This window comes from Streptomyces sp. GbtcB6, assembly GCF_019091475.1.
Classification (GTDB): domain Bacteria; phylum Actinomycetota; class Actinomycetes; order Streptomycetales; family Streptomycetaceae; genus Streptomyces; species Streptomyces hyaluromycini.
Window position 1 is genome coordinate 14,738 of sequence record NZ_JAGXJL010000079.1, and the last position, 20,257, is coordinate 34,994.

Below are 20,257 nucleotides of genomic sequence, written 5' to 3' on the forward strand. Positions count from 1 at the left end.
AAGGAATGCTCCATGCTTTCCCGCCTGTTTGCCCCCAAGGTCAAGGTCAGCGCGCACTGCGACCTGCCCTGCGGTGTGTACGACCCGGCCCAGGCCCGCATCGAGGCGGAGTCGGTGAAGGCCGTGCAGGAAAAGATGGCCGCCAACGACGACCCGCACTTCCAGGCGCGCGCCACCGTCATCAAGGAGCAGCGCGCCGAGCTTGCCAAGCACCACGTCTCGGTGCTCTGGAGCGACTACTTCAAGCCCCCGCACTTCGAGAAGTACCCCCAGCTGCACGTGCTGGTGAACGACACCCTGAAGGCCCTGTCCGCCGCCAAGGCGTCCACGGACCCGAAGACCGGCGAGAAGGCCCTGGAGCTCATCGCCGAGATCGACAAGATCTTCTGGGAGACCAAGAAGGCCTGATCTTTATCTATGCCTTCTGACCTGCGATTACTTTGGTTGCAGTGTCACCCTCCCCGCACCCGGCCCGCAGGCCGCCGAACACGGCGTCCACGGCGGTCCGGGTGCGGTCTTTTCTCCGCCCGGCAACAGGTGGGCGTAGATCCGCAGCGCGATGACGGCGGACGCCTGGCCGAGGACCTGCTTGACGCTCGCTCCGCCGGCGATGAGGGCGGAGGCGAAGAAGTGGCCCAGGTCGTGGGTCACCATGTGAGGCAGCTGGACCGGCTTACGGCCCTCTCGCTCGGCTGCTGCTCCAACACGGCGACCGGGTGCTGTGCTTCACCGACGGCCTGATCGAGGAACACGAAGCCGGTGAAGAGCAGTTCGGCGAGGAGCAACTCATCCGCTGGGTCAACCGCATCGGACACACAGATGAGGGAGTACACGCGGTGGTGCGCGCACCCTCCCACACTCTGAAGCCGCAACGGGGCGGCCGCACGAGCGACGACGCGACCCTCTTCCTGATCGAATGGCGCGGAGGCGCCGCCGACCACCTCGCCCTCCTGGAGTGAGCCGACAGCCGCACCACCATGGACATGGCCGACGGTACGCAGACCGCTCCACTCCCGCCGCTGCCCGCGAACGCCCTACCGGCGGAGCCGGATCCGCGATCGTCCTTGGGCGGGATCACTTCTCTGTACGGTGCCTCGGCCATAGCCGCCACCGCCGGGGACGGCCGGACGGCAAGGTCGCCATGCGATCATCGTGGCTCGCGGTGAACACCTGAATCACGACCACGCCCAAGACGATCATCGCGAGGAGCACGCTCACCGTCGCGAAGGTGTCCATGCCCCTCACACTCCTACTGCCGGGGTCGGCACGTGGTAGATGACCGATTCAGCAGGAGTACGTGAGGCCGGGTGGCGGGCGTCATGTCCGCCTTCGGAGTCCCAGACCGCCTCCCGGAGCGAGTCCGACTCGGCCACTGCCTCTGCCGCGGCCCCGAAGCGTCCGACCTCATGGATCAGGCCGGTCGCCGTGAGGCTCCGCGACGGGTCAGTGGCCATGGCCATCAGCCGGGCCGCGGTGACGGGCTCTGTCTCCGGCGGGACCACGAGCAGGTCCCACCGGCCGGCGGTGTAGAACAGCAGCAGCTTGTGCGGGTCTTGCTCTGCCTCGAACCAGCCGACGTGCACCACGTGCCCGTGGACGGGTACCTTTCGCGGGATGACCGGCCAGAACGTGGGGTTCACCGTTGCCCGGGTGATCCGCCCCCACAGCGGGTCGAGGACCTCGATGAGCGCCGGGAGCTCCGCCGTCAGGTCGCGGGAACGGGGCCACCAGGCACCGTCGATCGGGGCCGGAGCGGTGCCGGCGGGTACCAGCACGAGTCGGGGTGGCAACGAGGAAGGGGTCCGCTCCTCGGCCGCGGGTGTCAACAGAATGGTCGCGGTCATGATGCGGACCCAACCCCGGGCCGGTCACGGCCGACCCGGTTGTTGTGAACCGCCGAGAACGACCCGGCGTGGAAGCCGGTGTACGAAATGCTCTCGGTAATCACCAAGGTACTCCTCGTCGAGGCCCTGCGGACCGATGGGGAGCGACGGGCTGAACGGAACACGAGGAACACCTCCCACGTAACACGGCCAAGAGAGCTGGGCCAGGGCATGCGAGCCGTCGGGTGTGAGACCGATCCGGCAACCGGCATACGACACCCCCCGGCACCCGCAGCGCGCCCGCGCCGGTATCGACAGCCGCTTCGCCGAATGCGGAGTCGTCTCCACAACCGCCCCGGCGTGTGCGGAGTACGGTGGACAACACCGAGGGCATTTCGCACACCGGCTTCCACGCCGGGTCGTTCTCGGCGAGAGATGAAACCCGGGTCGCCTCGAAGGCGGCCCGGAGACGGATCCGCATCATGTCGGCGACCTTGCACCACACACCACGAGCCCCTCGCAGCCCCGGGGCCGCGCGTCTCGCGCTGAAGACCGACGGCACGTCCCGTGGACTCCTGGACGGTGCCTGGTGGCCCCGCTCCCGGGACCTGCTGAGCGAGCTGCCCGCACTGACCGATGTCCTGGACTCCTTGTGGGGCCGCATCACCCGCATCGCCGTCAACCCCAAGTACTGGCCCGTCATCCCGCACGAGATCGCCGTGGGCGGTCACGTCGTCAAAGTCGGCTGGTTCACCCCGGAGATCGACCCGCACAAGCTGCTGCTGCTCTCCTACGGCACCGGCCGCTGGGATCTGCTGGTCATCCCACCCGAGACCGGGGCGGAGTCGGCGGCCCGCCTGATGGCGGCCGCGTCCGACCACGACGGTCCGCCACTGACCGCAAGCGCTCTCATCACCGCGGAGGAGACCCGGCACGCCGTCTCCGCCGCCGACCGGCCACTCGAACCGGACGAGGCGGGGAAGTACGAGGGCGGCCCCTCCTCCGCGGCCGATCCGGCACAGACCGGTCGCGTCAGTCGTCTGATCATCGGCATGTGAGACGGCCGCCATGAACACCTTCCTGACGACCGGCGCCTTCCTGGTCCTCATCGCAGCCGCGGCATTCCTGATCCACCGGCTCGACATCGGGCACGCGGAAAGGATCGCCGGACACCGGTACGGTCGCGCCCTGCCCGGCGACCCGCGCCGCGGCACCGACGCGGCACGACCCCCCGCGGGACCACCGATGTCCAAGTCGCCGACCGTCGGCGAACGACGTGACCACCGCGACGGGGGCCGCGGCCGCTTCCCACCGCGCCGCCGCCGCGACCGCACCACTCACCACGGGTGACGAGGCGATGTCCCCGGCCCGGCGCACCGACCGTCGGCGCGGCCCGTACCGACGTGTTTCGGCCCTGCCTCACGAACCGATGTTCGCCCATGCGGGAATCTCGACCGCCGGGTCCCCGCACCACGTGGTGCTCGTCCCGAGGAGCAGCACATGCAAGCCCTGATCGTTCTCATCGTCGTGATCGGCCTCCTGGCCGTCCTGGCCCTCGCCTTCTCCGTGAGGGTCGTCAAGCAGTACGAGAAGGGTGTGCTGTTCCGCTTCGGCCGACTCGTCGGAACACGCTCGCCGGGGCTGCGGTTCATCATCCCGTTCGTCGACGTCCTGCACCGGGTGTCGCTGCGGGTCGTCACCATGCCGATCCAGTCCCAGGGCATCATCACCCGGGACAACGTGAGCGTGGACGTGTCGGCGGTCGCCTACTTCCGGGTCGTCGACGCCGTGAAGTCGGTCGTCGCCGTCGAGAACGTCAACGCGGCGATCAACCAGATCGCCCAGACCACCCTGCGGAAGGTCGTCGGCCGGCACACACTCGACGAGACGCTGTCGGAGACAGACCGCATCAACCTGGACATCCGCCAGATCCTCGACGTCACCACCGTCGACTGGGGTGTGCAGGTCACGCTGGTCGAGCTCAAGGACATCCAGCTGCCCGACACCATGAAGCGCGCCATGGCCCGCCAGGCCGAGGCCGAGCGGGAGAAGCGGGCGAAGATCATCAACGCGGAGGGCGAGTCGCTGGCCGCGGCAGCGCTCGGCGACGCCTCGGACACCATGATGGCCCACCCGCTGGCCCTTCAACTGCGCAACCTGCAGAGCCTGGTGGAGATCGGTGTCGACCAGAACACCACCGTCGTCTTCCCAGCCCCCCTCATGAGCACGATCGGCGAGCTCGGCGCCTTCCTCGCCCGGGAAACCGCGGCCGCCGCACCCGCCGCGGCAGCGGCACTGGCCGGCACCGGCCGCACCGACAAGTCCCTCAGCCCGGCCGGCACCGCACCCGGCACCGCAGCGTGACCCGACCACGGCCCGCATCATCACCGCGTACCGCGGCGGTGGTGCGGGCGAGCGATCCGTGCCACCAGGGCGGACTCGTGGCCGACGTCTGTCGCGCGCGTCCCCCCGGGCATCGGCCGATGATGGGAGTACGGCCGAACACGCGGAGCTGATCATGACAGGTTGGCGGGTCAGGGACTACACCCAGGACGATCTCGAAGCCCTGATCCGAGTCGACATGGAGAGCGGCACGGCCGAGGAGCCGCCGCTCTTCCCGCTCTCGGACGCCGTGACCGCTCTCCAGGCCCGTCACCCCGCTGTGGTGGCCACGGCAGACGACGCGCTGATCGGCGCCGCGGTGAGCAGGGTGGAGGGCGAACAGGCATGGATCCTGCGCATCTGCATGGCGCCCGGCTGGCGCCGGCGCGGGCTGGGCAGTGCCCTGATCACCGCCCTTGAGCAACGGCTCTTCGCCGTCGGCGTCCGGGCGGTGCACGCCGCCCTGCCCGAGGGCGAGACCGGTGCCACCGCTCTGCGCAACTGCGACTTCGGCGCCCGCCCCGGGCTGGTCTTCTTCGAGAAGCGCGGGCCGGTGACGCCGCAGTCGGCCGGCACTCTGTCCTCGCTCGGAGCGGAGCTGCCGCCGGGGGGACTGTGGCAGAAGGTCGCGGGCATGCAACGGGAGAAGCAGCTCATCGAGCGGCGCCTGGTCCTGCCGCTGGCCCATCCCGAACTGGCCGCCCAGCACGGAGTGGAACTGCCACGGGCGGTGATGTTGTTCGGTCCGCCCGGGACCGGCAAGAGCACGTTCGCGCACGCGATCGCCAGCCGCCTGGGATGGCCCTTCCTCGAACTGTTCCCCGCCCGTCTGGCCGCCGAGTACGGCCTGGCGACCGGGCTGAACCGGCGCTTCGACGAGATCGCCCGGCTCGACCACGTCCTGGTCTTCATCGACGAGGTCGAGGAGGTCGCCGGCGAACGCGGCGGCGCGGACGCGACCGCTGTCGGCGTCGTCAACGAACTGCTCAAGGCGATCGTCCGGTTCCGAAGCCAGGACGGACGGCTGCTCGTCTGCGCCACGAACAACGTGACCACACTCGACTCCGCGTTCCTGCGACACGGCCGCTTCGACTACGTGCTGCCGATCGGCCCTCCCGACCACACCGCCAGGACCGCGCTGTGGAAGAGCTACCTGGCCCGAGCGGGCGCGCGGGCCGACAGCGCGGTTCTCGCGTCCGCCAGCGAGGGGTTCACCCCCGCCGACATCGCCCATGCGGCACGCACCGTCTCCCAGGCCCGGTTCGAGCGCACCTTCGACACCGGAACCCGGACCGCCCCCACCACCGACGACTACCTGGACACGATCAGCGGCACCAAGCCCACGGTCAGCGCTGCCATGGCCCAGGAATTCGCCCAGCAGACGGAGAAGTTCGCCCGCATCTAGCGTCCAGGCCGATGGGGAGTCGATCTGCGACGGACGTGTCAGGCCGGCGTAGGCGGCGTGTCGCTGCCCGTGTCGATGAGGATCTGTTCGGTCTCGGTGACGTTGTCGGCCCGTACGGCCCTGGCCATCGCGGCGCGTGCCGCGTCGGGCGACGTGTCCGGAGGGACCAGCAACAGGGAGAAATGGTCCCGGTCACCTCGGGTGATGAGGACGGTGTCGTCACCGACCGGGAAGGAATCGACGTGGACGACTCGGCCGTCGACAACCACCCGGGTCGGCAGTTCGTCCCAGGCACTGCCGTCCAGACCGACCTGGGTGACAGGTCCGAGGTGCTCGGTCAACGCGGAGATCAGCGAGGGGAGCTCGGCACCGATGTCCCGGGACCGCGGCCACCATGCGCCGTCCAGGATTCCCTCGCGTGAGTGGGTCGTCTGCAGCCGCAGCAACGCCGTGCCGGGTTTCACCGAACTGTGGACGGCGTCCGGCAGGAGCCTGGGGAGGTCGGGGGTGTCTGAGTCGGCCATGGTGTCCGCCCGTTCCGGGCCATTGCACGTGAGCGTGCGCCGACCTGCTTCCCGCATTACGTCAAAAGGATCAATCCGATATCAGCCATCCTTGCGAAGGTTCACTCCGGTCCGAGAAGCCGACGCAGCGACTCAGCCACGCCCTTCCTCTTCTGTCTCCATCTGCCGGATCCCCTGGTGCGTCAGCGTGATCATCGCGGGCGTGTTGCCCCTCCCCCAGTCCACGACGACCCAGCCTTCGCCCGCCAGATACGTACAGGCCGCCGCCATGTCCTGCTCGGGGATGCCGAGGTCGGTACGGAGCTTCGTCCCATCGACACCCAGGAGGCGATTGCCTTCGGCGGCTTGGTACAGAGCCTGCATGATCCTCTCGCGGTACGTCTTCCGGTCTCGCAATATCGCCATGACGCGCCTTCCTCCACCTCCCCCCGGCGGGGCCCGAGTCGGTGTCATCCGCGGTCGCTGTCGCCGTCGGGCGTGTCGGTGTTCCCGTCCGCAGCCCGTCGGCGGTGCCTCCGGAGCCGGCGGCCGATCCCCGGCAGAGCAGCGCTGTAGTGGAAGGCAGCGATCCGTTCGCCGTGCTGTGCGTTGAGCCGGTGGATGAGAACGACTCCGACGGCGATCGCGACGAGCAACACCGCCACGGCGATGAGAGTCATGGTCCTCTCACCTCCGTTGACGGGCGGGCAGACACCCTGTCGAACCCATGGGCCGGGACAGGGGCGAGCCCGGACGTGCTCCGCCATCGGTCTCCCACGCTTCTTCTCTGCTTCGGGCATCGATCCTTTCTGCTGCTCCGTCCCGGGCCGGGGCATCGATGTCGGCGCCGGCCATCAGCTGTGCGGCGGCTTCCGCACCGGTTTCCGGCGGAATCACCAGCACGTCCCGACGGCCATCGGCGGAGAAAAGGGTGACTCTGTGCGGATCCTGCTCCTCGGTGGACCAGCCCACAGGCACGGTGCGCCCGGCGACGGACACCCAACGCGGGATGACAGGCCAGTGGACCGGGTTCAGAGTGACACCCGTGATGCGGCCCCAGAGGTCACCCAACGCCGCCGTCAAGGGTGGCAGCTCACGGGTGAGTACACGGGAACGAGGCCACCACATGCCGTCCAGCCCGCCTGGCCCGGGCGTCATGGACAGCCGAACCGGCGGCGCGGGCCTGCTCGAAGTCGTACGGTCAATGGTCACGGGCATGCCGCGAACCCATCCCCGGGCTCATGGGTGCGACCCGGTGTTGTCGATCACCGGAAACGGCACCCGCAGCGGAGCCGGTGCCCGAAAAGCTCCCGGTGCCTTCACAGTACTCCGCCCGCCGGCCCAAGAGATCGTGGATGACCTGGTATTTCCCTGCCTTCGAGACCTGGTCCCGGGTGCCCGAGGCGCACCCGGTCAGAGCCAGTCCTTGCGCTTGAACGTCAGGTAAAGCACGACGGACAGGACCACGATGACGGCAGCGGAGGTGATGAATCCCGACTCGCGGCCGAAACCGGGATAGGGGAGGTTCTGGCCGTAGTAGCCGGTGATCGCGGTGGGTACGGCGATGATCGCGGCCCAGCTCGTCACCTTCTTCATGATCAGGTTCATGTTGTTGGCCTGAACCGAGAGGTTCGTCTCCATGACCGAGGCCACCAGGTCCCGCAGTGATTCCGTCCATTCGGTGGCACGCAACACGTGGTCGTAGACGTCCTGGTAGTACGGGACGAGAGGGGCGGTGATCACGTGCAGGCCGGGGCGCATGAGGGTGTTGACCACCTCCCGCATCGGGAGCACGACGCGGCGCAGATGGACGAGCGACTTGCGCAGTGCGTAAGCCCGGCGTTGCACGGCTTCGATCTCACGGCGCCCGGCCACGAAGAGCAGACCCTCCAACTCCTCGATGCCGTCGTCCAGCTGCCGGACCGCGGCGAAGTGGCCGTCCACGAGATGGTCGAGCAGGCCGTGCAGCAGGAATCCGACACCGTGGCCGGCCAGGTCCGGGCTCTCGTCCCAGCGGCTGACTACGTTCTCGATGTTGAAGCCGTCATCCTTGCGGACGGTGATCATGGCCTGACCGGTGAGGAATACGGCGATCTCGCTGTACGACAGTTCCGCATCGTCCGGACTGACGGTGACGGAATAGGCGCTGAGGAACTCGTGGGTGCGATAGCGGTCGAGTTTGGGCCGCTGCCCACGCTGTGCGGCGTCCTCCAGAGCAAGTTCGTGGATGCCGAACTCTTCACCGAGCATGGTGAACTCGGCGGCCCCGGGCCGGTACAGGTCCAGCCACAGGACCGACGCCGGATCGGCGAGATACGCGGAAACGTCACTGGCTGGAAAGCCCTCCAGGGCAAGAGTGCCGTCGTGATATAGCCGGGTACGCGTCACCATGACCCGAGGCTAGTGTCTTGCGCCCCGATCATGCCGCTTCGCCCCAATCGCCAGCGCGGCAGGCTCCCGACATCACCGGACAGTCGGCGCACCCGCACATACTCCCCGGCCAATACCGCAACGAGACGATACGGCGCCCCAACGGTCCCGCGAACGGGACCGCAGTCCGCACACAGTCCGCAGGACACCCGATCAGGACCGTCGCACCCCGTCGCCGGCAATCGACAAAAGGCCGGGTCGGTGACCCGCAGGGAAGATCCCCGCAGGTCACCGACCCGGCCCACTACTAGGAGACCAAGAAGGCCTGACCCGCACCCGCACCGGTTGCCAAGGCCTTATTCGACCGCACCCGGCCCGACGGACCGCCGTTCACGGTGTTCCGGAGGGTTCGGGTGCGGTCTTTTTTTGCCAGAAGGGCGACTACGGCGGCCTAGGAGGCGGCGGCCAGTTCCTTGAGCGGGGCGCCGGTCAGGCGGCAGATCCGCCACTCGTCGAGGAACTCCGCCCCGAGCGACCGGTAGAAGCCGATCGCCGGCTCGTTCCAGGCCAGCACCCACCACTCGAAGCGCTCGAAGCCACTGCGCAGGCAGAGCGCGGCGAGGGCGGCGAGCAGAGCCCTGCCATGGCCGCCGCCGCGGGCGTGCGGGCGTACGTAGAGGTCCTCCAGGTGCATGCCCCGGGTTCCGGTCCAGGTCGAGAAGCTCGGGAACCACAGCGCGTAGCCCGCGAGTTCGCCCGTGGTGTCGTCCTCGGCGACCAGCGCGTAGGCCGCCGGGTGGGGGCCGAACAGCGCCTCGCGGAGCTGTGCCTCGGTGGCCCGGGCCTGCTCAACGGCCCGTTCGTACGCGGCGAGTTCGCGGATCATGGCGCGGATCTCGGTGACGTCGTTCTCGGTGGCGGCGCGGATCATGCAAGGGATCATGGGTCACCGTGCCGATTCCTGTCCATCCGCTCGCACCCTCTCCCCTGGCGGCACGGCGGCACGGCGGCACGGCGGCACGGCGGCACGGCGGCACGACGGCCGCGGCGAGGCGGCCGGCGTGCCGCCGGAAGGCGATCGTCCTGGTGACGGCCCGGAGCAGGTCGGCCACGGCCAGGGCGGTCCACAGCCCGGGCAGTCCGGCCGCGTAGGCGACCGTACGGACACCGCGGCCAGGATCCGGAACCACACCGCCGTCGATACCAGCCAGGCGCGGCCCGGCGCGCTTGAGCCCGACGAGCCGCCGAGCAGCGGCACCGCCGCCACCGCCACCGCACAGACCCCGCCCACCGCGAACGCCGGCCACATACCGCCGCGCGCCAGCGGCAGCAGTTCCTCGGGGTCGTCCCGGTACGGTGCGACGAAGGGCATCACCCCACGCAGCGCACCCGCCACCGTGGCCGTGGCCGTGGCCGTGGCCGGGCTGAAGACGGCCACCGTGACGCCGAACGCGGCCAGGGAGACGGTGGCATGGCGGCCTAGGAGCGCCGTGTCGACGAGCGAGACCGCAGCCGCGGCGAGCGTGGACACGTACAGCGGCAGCGCCGCCCCGGAGATGGTCGTGGACGCGCCGCGAGCGCTCACGCCCGCGTCGCCCGCCCCGTCACACGGTTCTCGGCAGGGCCGTTCACGAGCGCAATCTGGATCATGGAGTCCAGCATTGGCGAGCCGGCCGGCCGTGTCGGACGGATTCCGCGCCGAGTCGGCGTGCGGGCCCGGGGGTTGCCGGGGAGGTGCGCGGAAGGGCCGGCCGGGTGTCCGGCCGGCCCTTTCGTCAGGCGGCGGGCGCTACTGCCCGCCGTGGTCGTCCTCGCCCGCCTCCAGCAGGCCGGCCGCCGCACCCACGATCCGCGGGTCCGGGCTGCCGACGACCTCCTCGTCCTTGTCGGCGTAGTCGAAGCGGGCCAGCACGCTGCGCATGGCCTCGACACGGGCCCGCTTCTTGTCGTTGCTCTTCACCACGGTCCAGGGCGCGTACTCCGTGTCCGTCTCGCGGAACATCGCGACCTTCGCGGCCGTGTAGTTGTCCCAGAGATCCAGCGAGGCCAGATCCATCGGGCTGAGCTTCCACTGCCGTACCGGGTCGACCTGGCGGATGGTGAAGCGGGTCCGCTGCTCGCTCTGCGAGACCGAGAACCAGAACTTCACCAGGTCCACCCCGTCGTCCACCATCATCCGCTCGAACAGCGGGGCCTGGCGCATGAAGCGCCGGTACTGGTCGTCCGAGCAGAAGCCCATGACCCGCTCGACGCCGGCCCGGTTGTACCAGGAGCGGTCGAACATCACGATCTCACCGGCGGTCGGCAGGTGTTCGACGTAGCGCTGGAAGTACCACTGACCGCTCTCGCGCTCCGTGGGCTTCTCCAGCGCCACCACACGCGCGCCACGGGGGTTCAGGTGCTCCGTGAAGCGCTTGATGGTGCCGCCCTTGCCAGCGGCGTCCCGGCCCTCGAAGACGATGACGATCCGGCGCCCCGTCTCCTTGATCCAGGTCTGCAGCTTCAGCAGCTCGATCTGCTGGAGCCGCTTGTGCCACTCGTACTCCTTGCGCTCCATGCGGGACGCGTACGGGTAGTTCTCCCGCCAGGTGTCGATCGGGGATCCGTCCGGGCGGATGAGTACGGGGTCGTCCGGGTCGCTGTAGTCGACCTTCAGGTCGGCCAGGTCGGACAGCAGGTCCGGCGTCGTCATCCAGTCCTCCTCAGCGGCTTGTGGGTCGGTGGGTCAGTGGAACTGCGGCACGATCAGGTAGATGCCGTACGCCACCACCGCCGCGCAGGCGAGGAAGCACAGTCCTGCCTGGGCGGCGCCGACCGCGCTGGTGCCGCCCTGCTCCTTGGCGCCCTCGTGGCGGGCGAGCCCGAGGACGCCCAGGGCGAAGACAACCACCACTGCGAATGTAACTCCGATGCTCACCGCGGTGACCTCGCCGAGCGCGGTCCAGTCGATGCTCATGGGTACTCCCTCACTCAGGCGGCGGTGCCGACGTTGGACGGGGGCGTGGTGCGGACGGCGACCTCGTGGCCGTCGTTCACGTTCTTCGCGTCGATCGGGTTGCGACGCGACAGCAGGACGATGCCCGTCGCGAGCGCGGCGCCGACCAGCGCGACCACGACCGTGCCGAAGTTGCCGCCGTGCTTGACGGCGGCCGCGGAGATGCCGCCGACCAGCCCCGCGCTGGGCAGCGTGATCGCCCAGGCGGCCACCATGCGGCCGGCGATGCCCCAGCGGACCTCCGCGAGCCGCCGGCCGACGCCCGCGCCGAGGATGGAACCGGACGCGACCTGCGTGGTGGACAGCGCGAAGCCCATGTGCGCGGAGGTCAGGATGACGGCCGTGGAGGCGGTCTCCGCCGCGAAGCCCTGCGGGGACTGGATCTCGGTCAGGCCCTTGCCCATGGTGCGGATGATCCGCCAGCCGCCGATGTAGGTGCCGAGGGCGATGGCGAGACCGGCGGTGAAGATCACCCAGACCGGCGGGCCGGCGTCGCCCGGGAGCGCGCCGACGGAGATCAGGGTCAGAGTGATGATGCCCATGGTCTTCTGGGCGTCATTGGTGCCGTGCGCGAGCGAGACCAGCGAGGCCGAGCCGATCTGCCCGAGCCGGAAGCCCTTGGTCACGGAGGCCTCACGGCCGCGGGCGGTGAGCTTGTAGGCGCAGTACGTCGCGATCAGCGCGGCGACGCCCGCCACCACCGGCGAGGCGAAGGCCGGGATGATGATCTTCTCAAGAACCTTGTCGAAGTTGATCGCGCCGGAGCCCGCGCCGACCCACACGGCGCCGATCAGCCCGCCGAACAGTGCGTGCGAGGAGCTGGAGGGCAGCCCGACCAGCCAGGTCACCAGATTCCACAGGATCGCCCCCACCAGGCCCGCGAAGATCATCGCCGGGGTCACCTTGGCGTCGTTCACAATGCCGCCGGAGATCGTCTTGGCGACCTCCGTCGAGAGGAAGGCTCCGACCAGGTTCAGAACGCCACTGATCAGAACGGCTGTCTTCGGTTTGAGCGCGCCGGTCGCGATGGACGTGGCCATCGCGTTCGCCGTGTCGTGAAACCCGTTGGTGAAGTCGAACGCAAGCGCAGTGACGATCACGACCGCCACGAGGAACGTGATGTGGTCCATTCCTTTATGCAAACAAGGACGGGCCAATTGCGCGATAACCAGAGGCAAACGGCCGTCCAAAAGCAGACCCCGCTCGTGTGCGTGATGTGCATGCCATGCTGGGCGAATGACCCTGGAGGATCTGCGGCGGCTGCGCCGGGCGCGCGACCGCATGGACCGCGAGTACGCCGAGCCGCTCGACATGGCCGAACTGGCCCGCACCGCGGTCATGTCCCCCGGCCACTTCCAGCGCAGTTTCCGCAAGGCCTTCGGGGAGACGCCGTACAGCTATCTCATGACCCGGCGGGTCGAGCGGGCCAAGGCGCTGCTGCGCCGCGGCGACCTCACGGTGACGGAGGTGTGCATGGCGGTCGGCTGTACGTCGCTGGGGTCCTTCAGCTCGCGGTTCACCGAGCTGGTCGGGGAGACGCCGAGCGCGTACCGGGCGCGGGACCACGAGGAGAGCACGGTGATCCCGTCCTGCGTGGCCCGCACGTTCACCCGCCCACGCCGCCGGCCGTACTGACCCGCACGGAACTGACCCACACGGAACTGACCGCACGGAACCGACCGCACGCGCGGCCGGACGTTTCCTCCTAGCCTGGCCCCATGGACGTAAAACTCGCGCAGTGTTTCATCGCCGTCGACGACCACGACAAGGCGCTGGCCTTCTACCGTGACGTCCTCGGCCTGGAGGTCCACAACGACGTGGAGTTCGAGGGGATGCGGTGGGTGACCGTCGGGTCGCCGCAGCAGCCGGGCGTGGAGATCGTGCTGGAGCCGCCGGGCGCCAACCCGGACGCCTCCCCCGCCGACCGGCAGGCCATGGCCGAGCTGCTCGCCAAGGGCATGCTGCGCGGGGTGATCTTCTCCACCACCGACTGCGACGCGCTGTACGCGCGGGTGCGGGAGCACGGCGGCGATGTGATCCAGGAGCCGACGGACCAGCACTGGGGGGTGCGGGACTGCGCGTTCCGGGACCCGGCGGGGAACCTGCTGCGTTTCACGGAACGCCGGGCAGCCGAGTAGCGCATTTACGATCGCTGCCATGACCATCCGCTGGACGTACGCCTTCGCCGACCGCCCCGCCGCGCACCTCGCCTCCGCCCAGGCGTTCTGGACGGCCGTCACCGGCACCTTCCTCTCCGCACCCCGGGGCGAGGACGACGAGTTCGTGACACTGCTGCCGGCCTCGGGCGTCGACGCCTGCGTCAAGCTCCAGGGCGTCGGGGCGGGCCCCGGCGGAGCCCACCTGGACCTCTGCGTCGAGGACGTGCCCGGCCTCCTGAAGCGGGCCCGGGAACTCGGCGCCGAGACGGTCACCGAGCACGACGGGTGGGCCGTCCTGCGGTCGCCCGCCGGGCAGTTGTGGTGCGCGGCGCCCTGGCACGGGGAGTCGGTACGGCCGCCGGTCATGGCGGGCAGCCGGCTGGACCAGGTCAGTCTCGACATCCCGCCGTCCGCGTACGAGGCGGAGACCGCGTTCTGGGCGGAGCTGACCGGCTGGGAGCTGCTGACCGGCTCGCTGCCGGAGTTCCGGGTGCTCAGGCCGCCGGCCGGCCTGCCCGTGCGGATCCTGCTCCAGCGGCTGGACGCCGAACAGCCCGCCGCCGCCCACCTCGACCTGGCCTGCGCGGACATCCCGGCGACCCGCGCCCGGCACGAGGAACTCGGCGCCGTGCACGTGGCCGACGGCCGCCACTGGACGGTGATGCGCGACCCGGCGGGCGGCGTCTACTGCCTGACCGGCCGCGACCCGGAGACCGGCGGCCTCCCGAGCCGGGGCTAGAGGCCAGAGGGCCGAGAGTCGGGGGCCAGGGGCTGACCGACCGGGGGCTGGGCCCAGGGCTCCACGTCCACCACGGCCGTGACCGGTATCGGTCCGTACACGTGCGGGAACTCCTCACCGCCCGGCTCCGGCGCCTCCCACTTCACCGGGACGCCGACCCGAGCCGGGTCCACGACCAGGACCACCAGTTCGTCCGGGCCGTCGTAGGAGCCGTACAAGAAGGCCGCCACTCGCGGGAGCTGGTCGCGGGTGGAGCAGTGGATGAAGCCCTCCTCCTGGAGGGTGCGGCCGCGGGTGGACATCTCGTAGCCGCCCCGCGCGCGGGCCTCGTCCCACAGGGAGCGTTCGGTGATGTGCAGGATGTTCGGGAGTCCGGTCATGCGGACACGCTACGGTCTCCGCCCGGCGGATCCGGGCGGCGGGGACTCGGGCGGCGGGGGCCGGGGCGGTGACGCCTCCTGCGGGCCCGGCGGGCCGGTGCGCTCGCCGCAGTGCGGGTTGCGGCAGGGACCGGGTCCCCAGACCGGAACCCAGGCTCCCAGGGTCTTGTGCCGCCGCACCACGCTCTCGACGGCCTGTCCGCAGACCGGACAGACCTGGTCCTGGCTGTCCATGCCCCCAGCGTAGGCCGGGCCCGGCAACGGCGCCCGCCGCCGGGCGGGAATCGGCGGGCCCGGAGGGAATCGGCGAGCCCCGCACACCGTGGGGATGTGCGGGACCCGTCGGACCGGAGCCCCCGGAGAACCGTGCGGGGTCAGGAGCCGCGCGGTCCCGGGGACTCCGGGGTCTTCACCTGCTGCGCCGGGTCACGAACTCGGCGAGCGCGAGCAGTCCGCCGGCCTCCTCCGGATCGGGCACGGCACGAGCGAGCTCCTGCATCGCCCGAGCCATCCGGTCGGCCGCCTCGGACTGCGCCCAGTCACGTCCGCCCGCCCGCTCCACGGCCAGTGCGGTACGCGCGATCTCGTCGGCGTCGGCCCGCGCGTGCGGCCTGGCGTACAGCTCGGCGAGTTCGGCGGCGGCCGGGGTGCCGGAGGTGAGGGCCGCGACGACCGGCAGGGACTTCTTACGGGCGGCCAGGTCCGCACCGGCCGGCTTGCCGGTGCGCCGTGGATCACCCCATATCCCGATGACGTCGTCGATCAGCTGGAAGGCCAGCCCGGCCTGGCGGCCGAAGCCGTCGAGCGCCGCCACCTCCGCCGCTCCCGCCCCCGCGTACAGCGCGCCCAGGGCGCAGGCGCAGCCGAGCAGCGCGCCGGTCTTGGCCTCGGCCATGGCGAGCACCTCGTCGAGGGTGACCTCGTCGGGCGCCCGGCCCTCCATGGCCGTGTCCGTGTGCTGTCCCGCGCACAGTTCGAGGACGCAGTCCGCGAGCCGGGCGGCGGCCGTCCCGGACGCCGGGTGGGGGTCCTCTGCGAGCAGCCTGAGGGCCAGCGCCTGGAGGGCGTCCCCGGCGAGGATCGCGTCGGCGTCGCCGAACACGGTCCACGCGGTGGGCCGGTGCCTGCGGGAGGTGTCCCGGTCCATGACGTCGTCGTGCAGCAGAGTGAAGTTGTGCACCAGCTCCACGGCGGCCGCGGCCCGTACGGCGGCCGCGCGGGCCGCCGGTCCGCCGAGCGCGTCGGCGGCGGCGAGGACCAGCGCGGGCCTGATGGCCTTGCCCGCGTTGCCGTCCGCCGGGGTGCCGTCCGCGTGCTCCCAGCCGAAGTGGTAGCGCGCGATCCGCCCCATCGAAGCGGGCAACGATGCCACGGCGGTGCGCAGTTCGGGGTCGACGGACGCCCTGACCCGCTCCAGGATCGCCGTCGCCTCGGACCCGTCGAGCGACTCCGACCTCCCCGACGGCAGCTGTGTGGCACGCTGCTGCCGCTCCGTCACGAACTCGGCCATGACCTCCCCCTCGCGGAGTGCGCGTACCGTGGCGTCTCCGCCCCGGCTCGGCACGTACCCCGAGGGTGTACCCGCCCCGGAGGGCGGGGACACGGCCACCAAGTGCGGAAACGTCACCTCCAGCGGCCGATCTCGACGTTCTCCAGCACACCGAGGGCGTCCGGGACCAGAACGGCGGCCGAGTAGTAGGCCGTGACCAGGTAACTGATGATCGCCTGCTCGTTGATGCCCATGAAGCGGACCGAGAGGCTCGGCTCGATCTCGTCAGGGATCCCGGCCTGCCGCAGTCCGATGACGCCCTGGTCGTTCTCGCCGGTACGCATGGCGATGATCGAGGTGGTCCGGGCCTCGGTGACCGGGATCTTGTTGCAGGGGTAGATCGGGACTCCGCGCCAGGTCGGGATGCGGTTGCCGCCGATCTCGACGGTCTCCGGGACCAGTCCGCGCTTGTTGAGCTCACGGCCGAAGGCGGCGATCGCGCGCGGGTGGGCGAGGAAGAGCTTGGTGCCGCGCCGGCGGCTGAGCAGCTCGTCCATGTCGTCCGGGCTGGGCACACCGTCGTGCGGCTGCAGCCGCTGGTCGTACTCGCAGTTGCTGAGCAGGCCGAACTCCCGGTTGTTGATGAGCTCGTGCTCCTGGCGCTCCTTCAACGCCTCGACGGTGAGCCGCAGCTGATGCTCGGTCTGGTTCATCGGCTGGTTGTAGAGGTCGGCCACGCGGGTGTGGATGCGCAGCACGGTCTGGGCGATGCTCAGTTCGTACTCACGCGGCCGGGCCTCGTAGTCGACGAAGGTGTGCGGGATGTCGGGCTCGCCGCTGTGGCCGGCCGCGAGGGCGACCTCCTTCTCGCCGTACTTGTTGGTGCGCTGTTCGGGGATGGCGCGCAGCTGCTGAAGGTGCTCGCGCAGTGAGTCGGCGCGCTCGGCGACCTGCTCGAAGTCCTGCCGGGACAGGGTCAGCACGGTGCAGGCCGTGTCCGCGCGGGCGGTGTACTCCCAGATGGCGTCCGGGTCGAGCAGGCCCTGCTCGCCGAAGTAGGCGCCGTCGGCTAGGACACCGAGCACCGCGTCGTCGCCGTAGGGGCCGGTGCCGATCTTCTCGACGCGGCCGTGGGCCAGCAGGTGGACCTCGTCCGCCCCGTTGCCGAACGAGGCGATGACCTCGCCCGGGGCGAAGTCGCGCTGCCGGCAGCGCTGGGCCAGCTCTGCCAGTACCTCGTCGTCCTCGTACGACCGCAGGACGGGCAGCTCGCCCAGCTCCGCGGGGATGACCTCGACGCGGTCGCCGGTCTTCAGGAAGGTGATACGGCCGTCGCCGACCGTGTAGGTGAGCCGTCGGTTCACCCGGTACGTGCCGCCCTGGACGTCGACCCAGGGCAGTGTCCGCAGCAGCCAGCGGGAGCTGATCTCCTGCATCTGTGGCGCGGACTTGGTCGTGGTGGCCAGGTTCCGCGCTGCCGCCGTGTCCAGAGACTGCTGCGGCTTGCCCTGATCCGTGCGGACCTCTTCGCCTACCGACATAAGGAAATGCCCTCCCATACCTGCGCGGGCGCCGAACTGCCCACGCATCGGTCTCACGAGCCACCCTTTCATCACGGAGCGTGCCGGGACCATTACCCGAAAGAGCGGGAATAGATCATCGGACTACTGGGCATGTCGACACATCCCGCCACCCGCCACCCCTCGATATACCGACTTGTCCGGATCGACTCGCACGAGATCCGAACACGTTCGAACACGGCTGGCCCGGAAAGCCCGACTTCTGTAGAAAGCCCAGAAGATCTGGAAGATCCAGATAGTGCAGACAGTGCAGACAGTTCAGGCAGTCCAGATGCGAAGGAGGCGGTCATGGCCCCACCCATGTCCGCGAGCGCTTTCCTCGACGTGTTGCGGGACGAGGGCGTCACGGTCGTCGAGGTCGGCGACTGGAGAGAACGCAACCGGAACCACAAGGGCCCCTGGGGGCCCGTCCACGGCGTGATGATCCACCACACGGTGACCCACGGCGCCGAGCACACGGTCCGGATCTGCTACGACGGCCGCCCCGACCTCCCCGGACCGCTGTGCCACGGCGTCGTCACCAAGGACGGCACGGTCCACCTCGTCGGCTACGGCCGCGCCAACCACGCGGGCCCGGGCGACGACGACGTACTGCGCGCGGTGATCGCCGAGAAGGCCCTGCCCCCCGACAACGAGGCGAACACCGACGGCAACCGGCACTTCTACGGCTTCGAGTGCGAGAACCTGGGCGACGGCGAGGACCCCTGGCCCGAGGCCCAGCTGGACGCGATCGAGAAGGTGGCCGCGGCGGTGTGCCGGCAGCACGGCTGGTCGGAGCGGTCGGTGATCGGGCACCTGGAGTGGCAGCCGGGAAAGGTGGACCCGCGCGGCTTCTCGATGGCCTGGCTGCGCGAGCGCGTCCGGGACCGGCTGAAGTGAGTCCGTGCGGCCGCCCCGGGCGACAATGACGACGTGACCAGCGCCGACATACTCACCCCCCGGCTCCCCTCCCCGCTCCAGGAGGTGACCGACGACCGGTTCGCCCGCCACGGCGTCCGTCTCCTGCTCAAGCGGGACGACCTGATCCACCCGGAGCTGATCGGCAACAAGTGGCGGAAGCTGGTCCCCAACATCGAGGCGGCGGCCGGCCGGCCGCTCGTCACGTTCGGCGGGGCGTACTCCAACCACCTGCGCGCCACGGCCGCCGCGGGCCGCCTCCTCGGCTTCCCCACGGTGGGCGTGGTGCGGGGCGACGAACTGGCCGGCCGGCCGCTGAATCCCTCACTGGCGCGGTGTGCGGCCGACGGGATGCGGCTGCACTTCGTCGACAGGCCGACGTACCGGCGCAAGGCCGAGCCGGACGTGCTGGCCGGTCTGCTGCGGGCAGCGGGGGCCGAGGGCGCGTACGTGGTGCCCGAGGGCGGGAGCAACGCGGCCGCGGTACGCGGCTGCCGGGCCCTCGGCGCTGAGCTGCGGGGGCGGGCCGACGTGGTGGCGATCGCCTGCGGGACCGGGGGCACCCTGGCCGGTCTGGCGGCCGGACTGGGGGCGGAGCAGCGGGCGTTGGGGGTGCCGGTGCTGAGGGGCGGGTTCCTGGCGGAGGAGATACGGCGGTTGCAGGAGGAGGCGTTCGGGGGGCGGCGCGGACAGTGGTCGCTCGACGAGCGGTTCCACTTCGGCGGGTACGGGCGTACGGCACCGGAACTCGACGCCTTCGCGGCGGACTTCGAGGAGCGGCACGGGGTGCGGGTGGAGCGGCTGTATGTCGCCAAGTTGCTGTACGGGCTGGTCGAGCTGGCGCGGGAGGGCGGCCTGGGGCGGGGCGTGGACGTGGTGGCGGTGCTGACGGCCTGATCAGTGGACGGACCTGGGCGTGAGGAGTTTCTGGAGCTTCTGGGCCTGGCGTTTCCTGTTCATCGCCGTGTAGGTCCCGACCAGGGCGCGGATCGTGTTCTGGATGTCGGGCAGGTCGGTCCCGCGGTGCAGCCGCTGGCGCTTCAGGGTGGCTTCGAGCAGCTGGGCCGCCGCGGGATAGGCCCGCTGGGCGTGCAGGGTCATGGCGAGGCTGGTGGCCGCGGCGAGGGTGTCGGGATGGTCGCCGCCCAGCGTGCGGCGGGACCGGGCGAGCGTGTCCTCGTCCAGCCGGCGGGCCTCGGCGAGCTCGCCGCGCTCGCGCAGGACGCCGACCAGGGTGACGGCCGTGGCGAGGGTGGCGGGATGGTCCTCGCCCAGCACCGCACGGCGCCGCTCGTAGGTGTCCGCGGCCACGCGGCGGGACTCGTCGCTCTCGCCCAGCCCGTAGAGAGCGAGCACGAGCGCGAGGGCGATCTCCAGTGTGTCGGGGTGGTCGTCGCCGTGGTTGCGCCGGCAGCGGGCGTGCGCCTCGTCGAGCAGGTGCCGGGCCTCACGGCACCTGCCCAGCTGGACCAGGGTGCTGGCGAGGCCGTGCATCGCCCTGAGCGTGTCCAGGTGGTCGTCGCCGAGGATCCGGC

Annotated in this window: 27 protein-coding genes and 2 pseudogenes; 11 read left to right on the forward strand and 18 right to left on the reverse strand. The window is 70.4% G+C overall.

Annotation, left to right across the window (positions count from 1 at the left end):
• Positions 1-12 precede the first annotated feature (12 nt).
• Positions 13-408 carry a superoxide dismutase, Ni gene (sodN, locus tag KVT45_RS50620; RefSeq protein ID WP_055634112.1) on the forward strand — a complete coding sequence of 132 codons (396 nt, stop codon included), beginning with the start codon at positions 13-15 and terminating at the stop codon, positions 406-408.
• 7 nt (positions 409-415) lie between these two features.
• Here sodN and KVT45_RS50625 read toward each other — a convergent pair.
• Positions 416-696, reverse strand: a pseudogene (locus tag KVT45_RS50625) (site-specific integrase); the annotation flags it as partial.
• Here KVT45_RS50625 and KVT45_RS50630 point away from each other — a divergent pair.
• Positions 684-959 (forward strand): annotated as a pseudogene (locus KVT45_RS50630) (SpoIIE family protein phosphatase); the annotation flags it as partial. The pseudogenes KVT45_RS50625 and KVT45_RS50630 sit on opposite strands and share 13 nt — an antisense overlap.
• A 115-nt stretch (positions 960-1,074) precedes the next feature.
• Here KVT45_RS50630 and KVT45_RS50635 read toward each other — a convergent pair.
• On the reverse strand, positions 1,075-1,236 hold the full coding sequence (locus KVT45_RS50635) for a hypothetical protein (RefSeq protein ID WP_217561116.1): 162 nt from the start codon (positions 1,234-1,236) through the stop codon (positions 1,075-1,077).
• Positions 1,237-1,241: 5 nt separating this feature from the next.
• The gene (locus KVT45_RS50640) at positions 1,242-1,844 is read right to left on the reverse strand and encodes a DUF5994 family protein (protein ID WP_217561118.1); all 603 of its coding nucleotides are present in this window, start codon (positions 1,842-1,844) and stop codon (positions 1,242-1,244) included.
• Between the two features lie 353 nt (positions 1,845-2,197).
• Between KVT45_RS50640 and KVT45_RS50645 the strand changes: the two genes are divergently transcribed.
• From KVT45_RS50645 to KVT45_RS50660, 4 genes are all read left to right on the forward strand, one after another.
• Positions 2,198-2,881, forward strand: a complete 684-nt coding sequence (locus KVT45_RS50645) for a DUF5994 family protein (protein WP_217561120.1) — start codon at positions 2,198-2,200, stop codon at positions 2,879-2,881.
• A gap of 10 nt (positions 2,882-2,891) precedes the next feature.
• The gene (locus KVT45_RS50650) at positions 2,892-3,173 is read left to right on the forward strand and encodes a hypothetical protein (protein ID WP_217561122.1); all 282 of its coding nucleotides are present in this window, start codon (positions 2,892-2,894) and stop codon (positions 3,171-3,173) included.
• Positions 3,174-3,323: 150 nt separating this feature from the next.
• Entirely contained in the window at positions 3,324-4,187 is an 864-nt protein-coding gene (locus KVT45_RS50655; protein WP_217561124.1) for a slipin family protein, read from the forward strand.
• A gap of 154 nt (positions 4,188-4,341) precedes the next feature.
• A complete protein-coding gene (locus tag KVT45_RS50660) occupies positions 4,342-5,610 on the forward strand; it encodes an ATP-binding protein (RefSeq protein WP_217561126.1) in 1,269 nt (422 codons plus the stop codon).
• 38 nt (positions 5,611-5,648) lie between these two features.
• Here the strand turns inward: KVT45_RS50660 and KVT45_RS50665 are convergent, their stop codons facing one another.
• The 10 genes from KVT45_RS50665 to KVT45_RS50705 form a co-directional block, all read right to left on the reverse strand.
• A complete protein-coding gene (locus KVT45_RS50665) occupies positions 5,649-6,134 on the reverse strand; it encodes a DUF5994 family protein (protein ID WP_217561128.1) in 486 nt (161 codons plus the stop codon).
• A gap of 132 nt (positions 6,135-6,266) precedes the next feature.
• Entirely contained in the window at positions 6,267-6,539 is a 273-nt protein-coding gene (locus tag KVT45_RS50670) for a hypothetical protein (protein ID WP_217561130.1), read from the reverse strand.
• A 44-nt stretch (positions 6,540-6,583) separates the two neighbouring features.
• On the reverse strand, positions 6,584-6,793 hold the full coding sequence (locus KVT45_RS50675) for a hypothetical protein (RefSeq protein WP_217561132.1): 210 nt from the start codon (positions 6,791-6,793) through the stop codon (positions 6,584-6,586).
• Between the two features lie 7 nt (positions 6,794-6,800).
• Positions 6,801-7,331 (reverse strand): DUF5994 family protein, encoded by a 531-nt coding sequence (locus KVT45_RS57240; protein WP_254648553.1) that lies wholly within the window; start codon positions 7,329-7,331, stop codon positions 6,801-6,803.
• Positions 7,332-7,526: 195 nt separating this feature from the next.
• The gene (locus KVT45_RS50680; protein ID WP_217561134.1) at positions 7,527-8,504 is read right to left on the reverse strand and encodes a magnesium transporter CorA family protein; all 978 of its coding nucleotides are present in this window, start codon (positions 8,502-8,504) and stop codon (positions 7,527-7,529) included.
• 430 nt (positions 8,505-8,934) lie between these two features.
• Positions 8,935-9,414 (reverse strand): GNAT family N-acetyltransferase, encoded by a 480-nt coding sequence (locus tag KVT45_RS50685; RefSeq protein ID WP_217561136.1) that lies wholly within the window; start codon positions 9,412-9,414, stop codon positions 8,935-8,937.
• Between the two features lie 15 nt (positions 9,415-9,429).
• Positions 9,430-10,068: a hypothetical protein gene (locus KVT45_RS57245; RefSeq protein WP_254648554.1), complete on the reverse strand. Its 639-nt coding sequence runs from the start codon at positions 10,066-10,068 to the stop codon at positions 9,430-9,432.
• Between the two features lie 204 nt (positions 10,069-10,272).
• Positions 10,273-11,175: a polyphosphate kinase 2 gene (gene ppk2, locus KVT45_RS50695; RefSeq protein ID WP_217561138.1), complete on the reverse strand. Its 903-nt coding sequence runs from the start codon at positions 11,173-11,175 to the stop codon at positions 10,273-10,275.
• 33 nt (positions 11,176-11,208) lie between these two features.
• Positions 11,209-11,439 carry a hypothetical protein gene (locus KVT45_RS50700; RefSeq protein WP_217561140.1) on the reverse strand — a complete coding sequence of 77 codons (231 nt, stop codon included), beginning with the start codon at positions 11,437-11,439 and terminating at the stop codon, positions 11,209-11,211.
• 14 nt (positions 11,440-11,453) lie between these two features.
• On the reverse strand, positions 11,454-12,608 hold the full coding sequence (locus KVT45_RS50705; protein ID WP_217561142.1) for an inorganic phosphate transporter: 1,155 nt from the start codon (positions 12,606-12,608) through the stop codon (positions 11,454-11,456).
• 106 nt (positions 12,609-12,714) lie between these two features.
• Here KVT45_RS50705 and KVT45_RS50710 point away from each other — a divergent pair, with 106 nt between their 5' ends.
• From KVT45_RS50710 to KVT45_RS50720, 3 genes are all read left to right on the forward strand, one after another.
• Complete coding sequence (locus KVT45_RS50710) at positions 12,715-13,113, forward strand: helix-turn-helix transcriptional regulator (protein WP_089098831.1); 399 nt, start codon at positions 12,715-12,717, stop codon at positions 13,111-13,113.
• An 83-nt stretch (positions 13,114-13,196) separates the two neighbouring features.
• Positions 13,197-13,616 (forward strand): VOC family protein, encoded by a 420-nt coding sequence (locus KVT45_RS50715; RefSeq protein WP_217561144.1) that lies wholly within the window; start codon positions 13,197-13,199, stop codon positions 13,614-13,616.
• A 19-nt stretch (positions 13,617-13,635) separates the two neighbouring features.
• On the forward strand, positions 13,636-14,376 hold the full coding sequence (locus tag KVT45_RS50720; protein ID WP_217561145.1) for a VOC family protein: 741 nt from the start codon (positions 13,636-13,638) through the stop codon (positions 14,374-14,376).
• Here the strand turns inward: KVT45_RS50720 and KVT45_RS50725 are convergent.
• From KVT45_RS50725 to KVT45_RS50740, 4 genes are all read right to left on the reverse strand, one after another.
• Complete coding sequence (locus tag KVT45_RS50725; protein WP_217561147.1) at positions 14,373-14,756, reverse strand: DUF952 domain-containing protein; 384 nt, start codon at positions 14,754-14,756, stop codon at positions 14,373-14,375. The two genes, KVT45_RS50720 and KVT45_RS50725, sit on opposite strands and share 4 nt — an antisense overlap.
• Positions 14,757-14,765: 9 nt before the next feature.
• Entirely contained in the window at positions 14,766-14,990 is a 225-nt protein-coding gene (locus KVT45_RS50730) for a hypothetical protein (protein ID WP_217561163.1), read from the reverse strand.
• 175 nt (positions 14,991-15,165) lie between these two features.
• Complete coding sequence (locus KVT45_RS50735) at positions 15,166-16,266, reverse strand: family 2 encapsulin nanocompartment cargo protein polyprenyl transferase (RefSeq protein ID WP_217561149.1); 1,101 nt, start codon at positions 16,264-16,266, stop codon at positions 15,166-15,168.
• 113 nt (positions 16,267-16,379) lie between these two features.
• On the reverse strand, positions 16,380-17,786 hold the full coding sequence (locus tag KVT45_RS50740; protein WP_217561151.1) for a family 2B encapsulin nanocompartment shell protein: 1,407 nt from the start codon (positions 17,784-17,786) through the stop codon (positions 16,380-16,382).
• A 327-nt stretch (positions 17,787-18,113) separates the two neighbouring features.
• On the opposite strand from KVT45_RS50740, the gene KVT45_RS50745 reads away from it, so the two are divergent.
• On the forward strand, positions 18,114-18,704 hold the full coding sequence (locus KVT45_RS50745) for an N-acetylmuramoyl-L-alanine amidase (protein WP_217561153.1): 591 nt from the start codon (positions 18,114-18,116) through the stop codon (positions 18,702-18,704).
• A 33-nt stretch (positions 18,705-18,737) separates the two neighbouring features.
• The gene (locus tag KVT45_RS50750; RefSeq protein ID WP_217561155.1) at positions 18,738-19,619 is read left to right on the forward strand and encodes a 1-aminocyclopropane-1-carboxylate deaminase/D-cysteine desulfhydrase; all 882 of its coding nucleotides are present in this window, start codon (positions 18,738-18,740) and stop codon (positions 19,617-19,619) included.
• Here KVT45_RS50750 and KVT45_RS50755 read toward each other — a convergent pair.
• Positions 19,620-20,257: tetratricopeptide repeat protein (locus KVT45_RS50755; RefSeq protein ID WP_217561157.1), on the reverse strand; the 638-nt coding region annotated here is incomplete at its 5' end.

What these genes read in the sequence shown, in the direction of transcription:
- KVT45_RS50640 (WP_217561118.1), bottom strand. Translation starts at nt 1,844, where the DNA reads ATGACCGCGACCATTCTGTTGACACCCGCGGCCGAGGAGCGGACCCCT.
- KVT45_RS50705 (WP_217561142.1), bottom strand. Translation starts at nt 12,608, where the DNA reads ATGGACCACATCACGTTCCTCGTGGCGGTCGTGATCGTCACTGCGCTT.
- KVT45_RS50655 (WP_217561124.1), top strand. Translation starts at nt 3,324, where the DNA reads ATGCAAGCCCTGATCGTTCTCATCGTCGTGATCGGCCTCCTGGCCGTC.
- KVT45_RS50665 (WP_217561128.1), bottom strand. Translation starts at nt 6,134, where the DNA reads ATGGCCGACTCAGACACCCCCGACCTCCCCAGGCTCCTGCCGGACGCC.
- KVT45_RS57240 (WP_254648553.1), bottom strand. Translation starts at nt 7,331, where the DNA reads ATGCCCGTGACCATTGACCGTACGACTTCGAGCAGGCCCGCGCCGCCG.
- KVT45_RS50685 (WP_217561136.1), bottom strand. Translation starts at nt 9,414, where the DNA reads ATGATCCGCGCCGCCACCGAGAACGACGTCACCGAGATCCGCGCCATG.
- KVT45_RS50725 (WP_217561147.1), bottom strand. Translation starts at nt 14,756, where the DNA reads ATGACCGGACTCCCGAACATCCTGCACATCACCGAACGCTCCCTGTGG.
- KVT45_RS50670 (WP_217561130.1), bottom strand. Translation starts at nt 6,539, where the DNA reads ATGGCGATATTGCGAGACCGGAAGACGTACCGCGAGAGGATCATGCAG.
- KVT45_RS50745 (WP_217561153.1), top strand. Translation starts at nt 18,114, where the DNA reads ATGGCCCCACCCATGTCCGCGAGCGCTTTCCTCGACGTGTTGCGGGAC.
- KVT45_RS50720 (WP_217561145.1), top strand. Translation starts at nt 13,636, where the DNA reads ATGACCATCCGCTGGACGTACGCCTTCGCCGACCGCCCCGCCGCGCAC.
- KVT45_RS50730 (WP_217561163.1), bottom strand. Translation starts at nt 14,990, where the DNA reads ATGGACAGCCAGGACCAGGTCTGTCCGGTCTGCGGACAGGCCGTCGAG.
- KVT45_RS50635 (WP_217561116.1), bottom strand. Translation starts at nt 1,236, where the DNA reads ATGGACACCTTCGCGACGGTGAGCGTGCTCCTCGCGATGATCGTCTTG.
- KVT45_RS50675 (WP_217561132.1), bottom strand. Translation starts at nt 6,793, where the DNA reads ATGACTCTCATCGCCGTGGCGGTGTTGCTCGTCGCGATCGCCGTCGGA.
- KVT45_RS50715 (WP_217561144.1), top strand. Translation starts at nt 13,197, where the DNA reads ATGGACGTAAAACTCGCGCAGTGTTTCATCGCCGTCGACGACCACGAC.
- KVT45_RS50700 (WP_217561140.1), bottom strand. Translation starts at nt 11,439, where the DNA reads ATGAGCATCGACTGGACCGCGCTCGGCGAGGTCACCGCGGTGAGCATC.
- KVT45_RS50735 (WP_217561149.1), bottom strand. Translation starts at nt 16,266, where the DNA reads ATGGCCGAGTTCGTGACGGAGCGGCAGCAGCGTGCCACACAGCTGCCG.
- KVT45_RS50740 (WP_217561151.1), bottom strand. Translation starts at nt 17,786, where the DNA reads ATGTCGGTAGGCGAAGAGGTCCGCACGGATCAGGGCAAGCCGCAGCAG.
- KVT45_RS50710 (WP_089098831.1), top strand. Translation starts at nt 12,715, where the DNA reads ATGACCCTGGAGGATCTGCGGCGGCTGCGCCGGGCGCGCGACCGCATG.
- sodN (WP_055634112.1), top strand. Translation starts at nt 13, where the DNA reads ATGCTTTCCCGCCTGTTTGCCCCCAAGGTCAAGGTCAGCGCGCACTGC.
- KVT45_RS50650 (WP_217561122.1), top strand. Translation starts at nt 2,892, where the DNA reads ATGAACACCTTCCTGACGACCGGCGCCTTCCTGGTCCTCATCGCAGCC.
- ppk2 (WP_217561138.1), bottom strand. Translation starts at nt 11,175, where the DNA reads ATGACGACGCCGGACCTGCTGTCCGACCTGGCCGACCTGAAGGTCGAC.
- KVT45_RS50660 (WP_217561126.1), top strand. Translation starts at nt 4,342, where the DNA reads ATGACAGGTTGGCGGGTCAGGGACTACACCCAGGACGATCTCGAAGCC.
- KVT45_RS50680 (WP_217561134.1), bottom strand. Translation starts at nt 8,504, where the DNA reads ATGGTGACGCGTACCCGGCTATATCACGACGGCACTCTTGCCCTGGAG.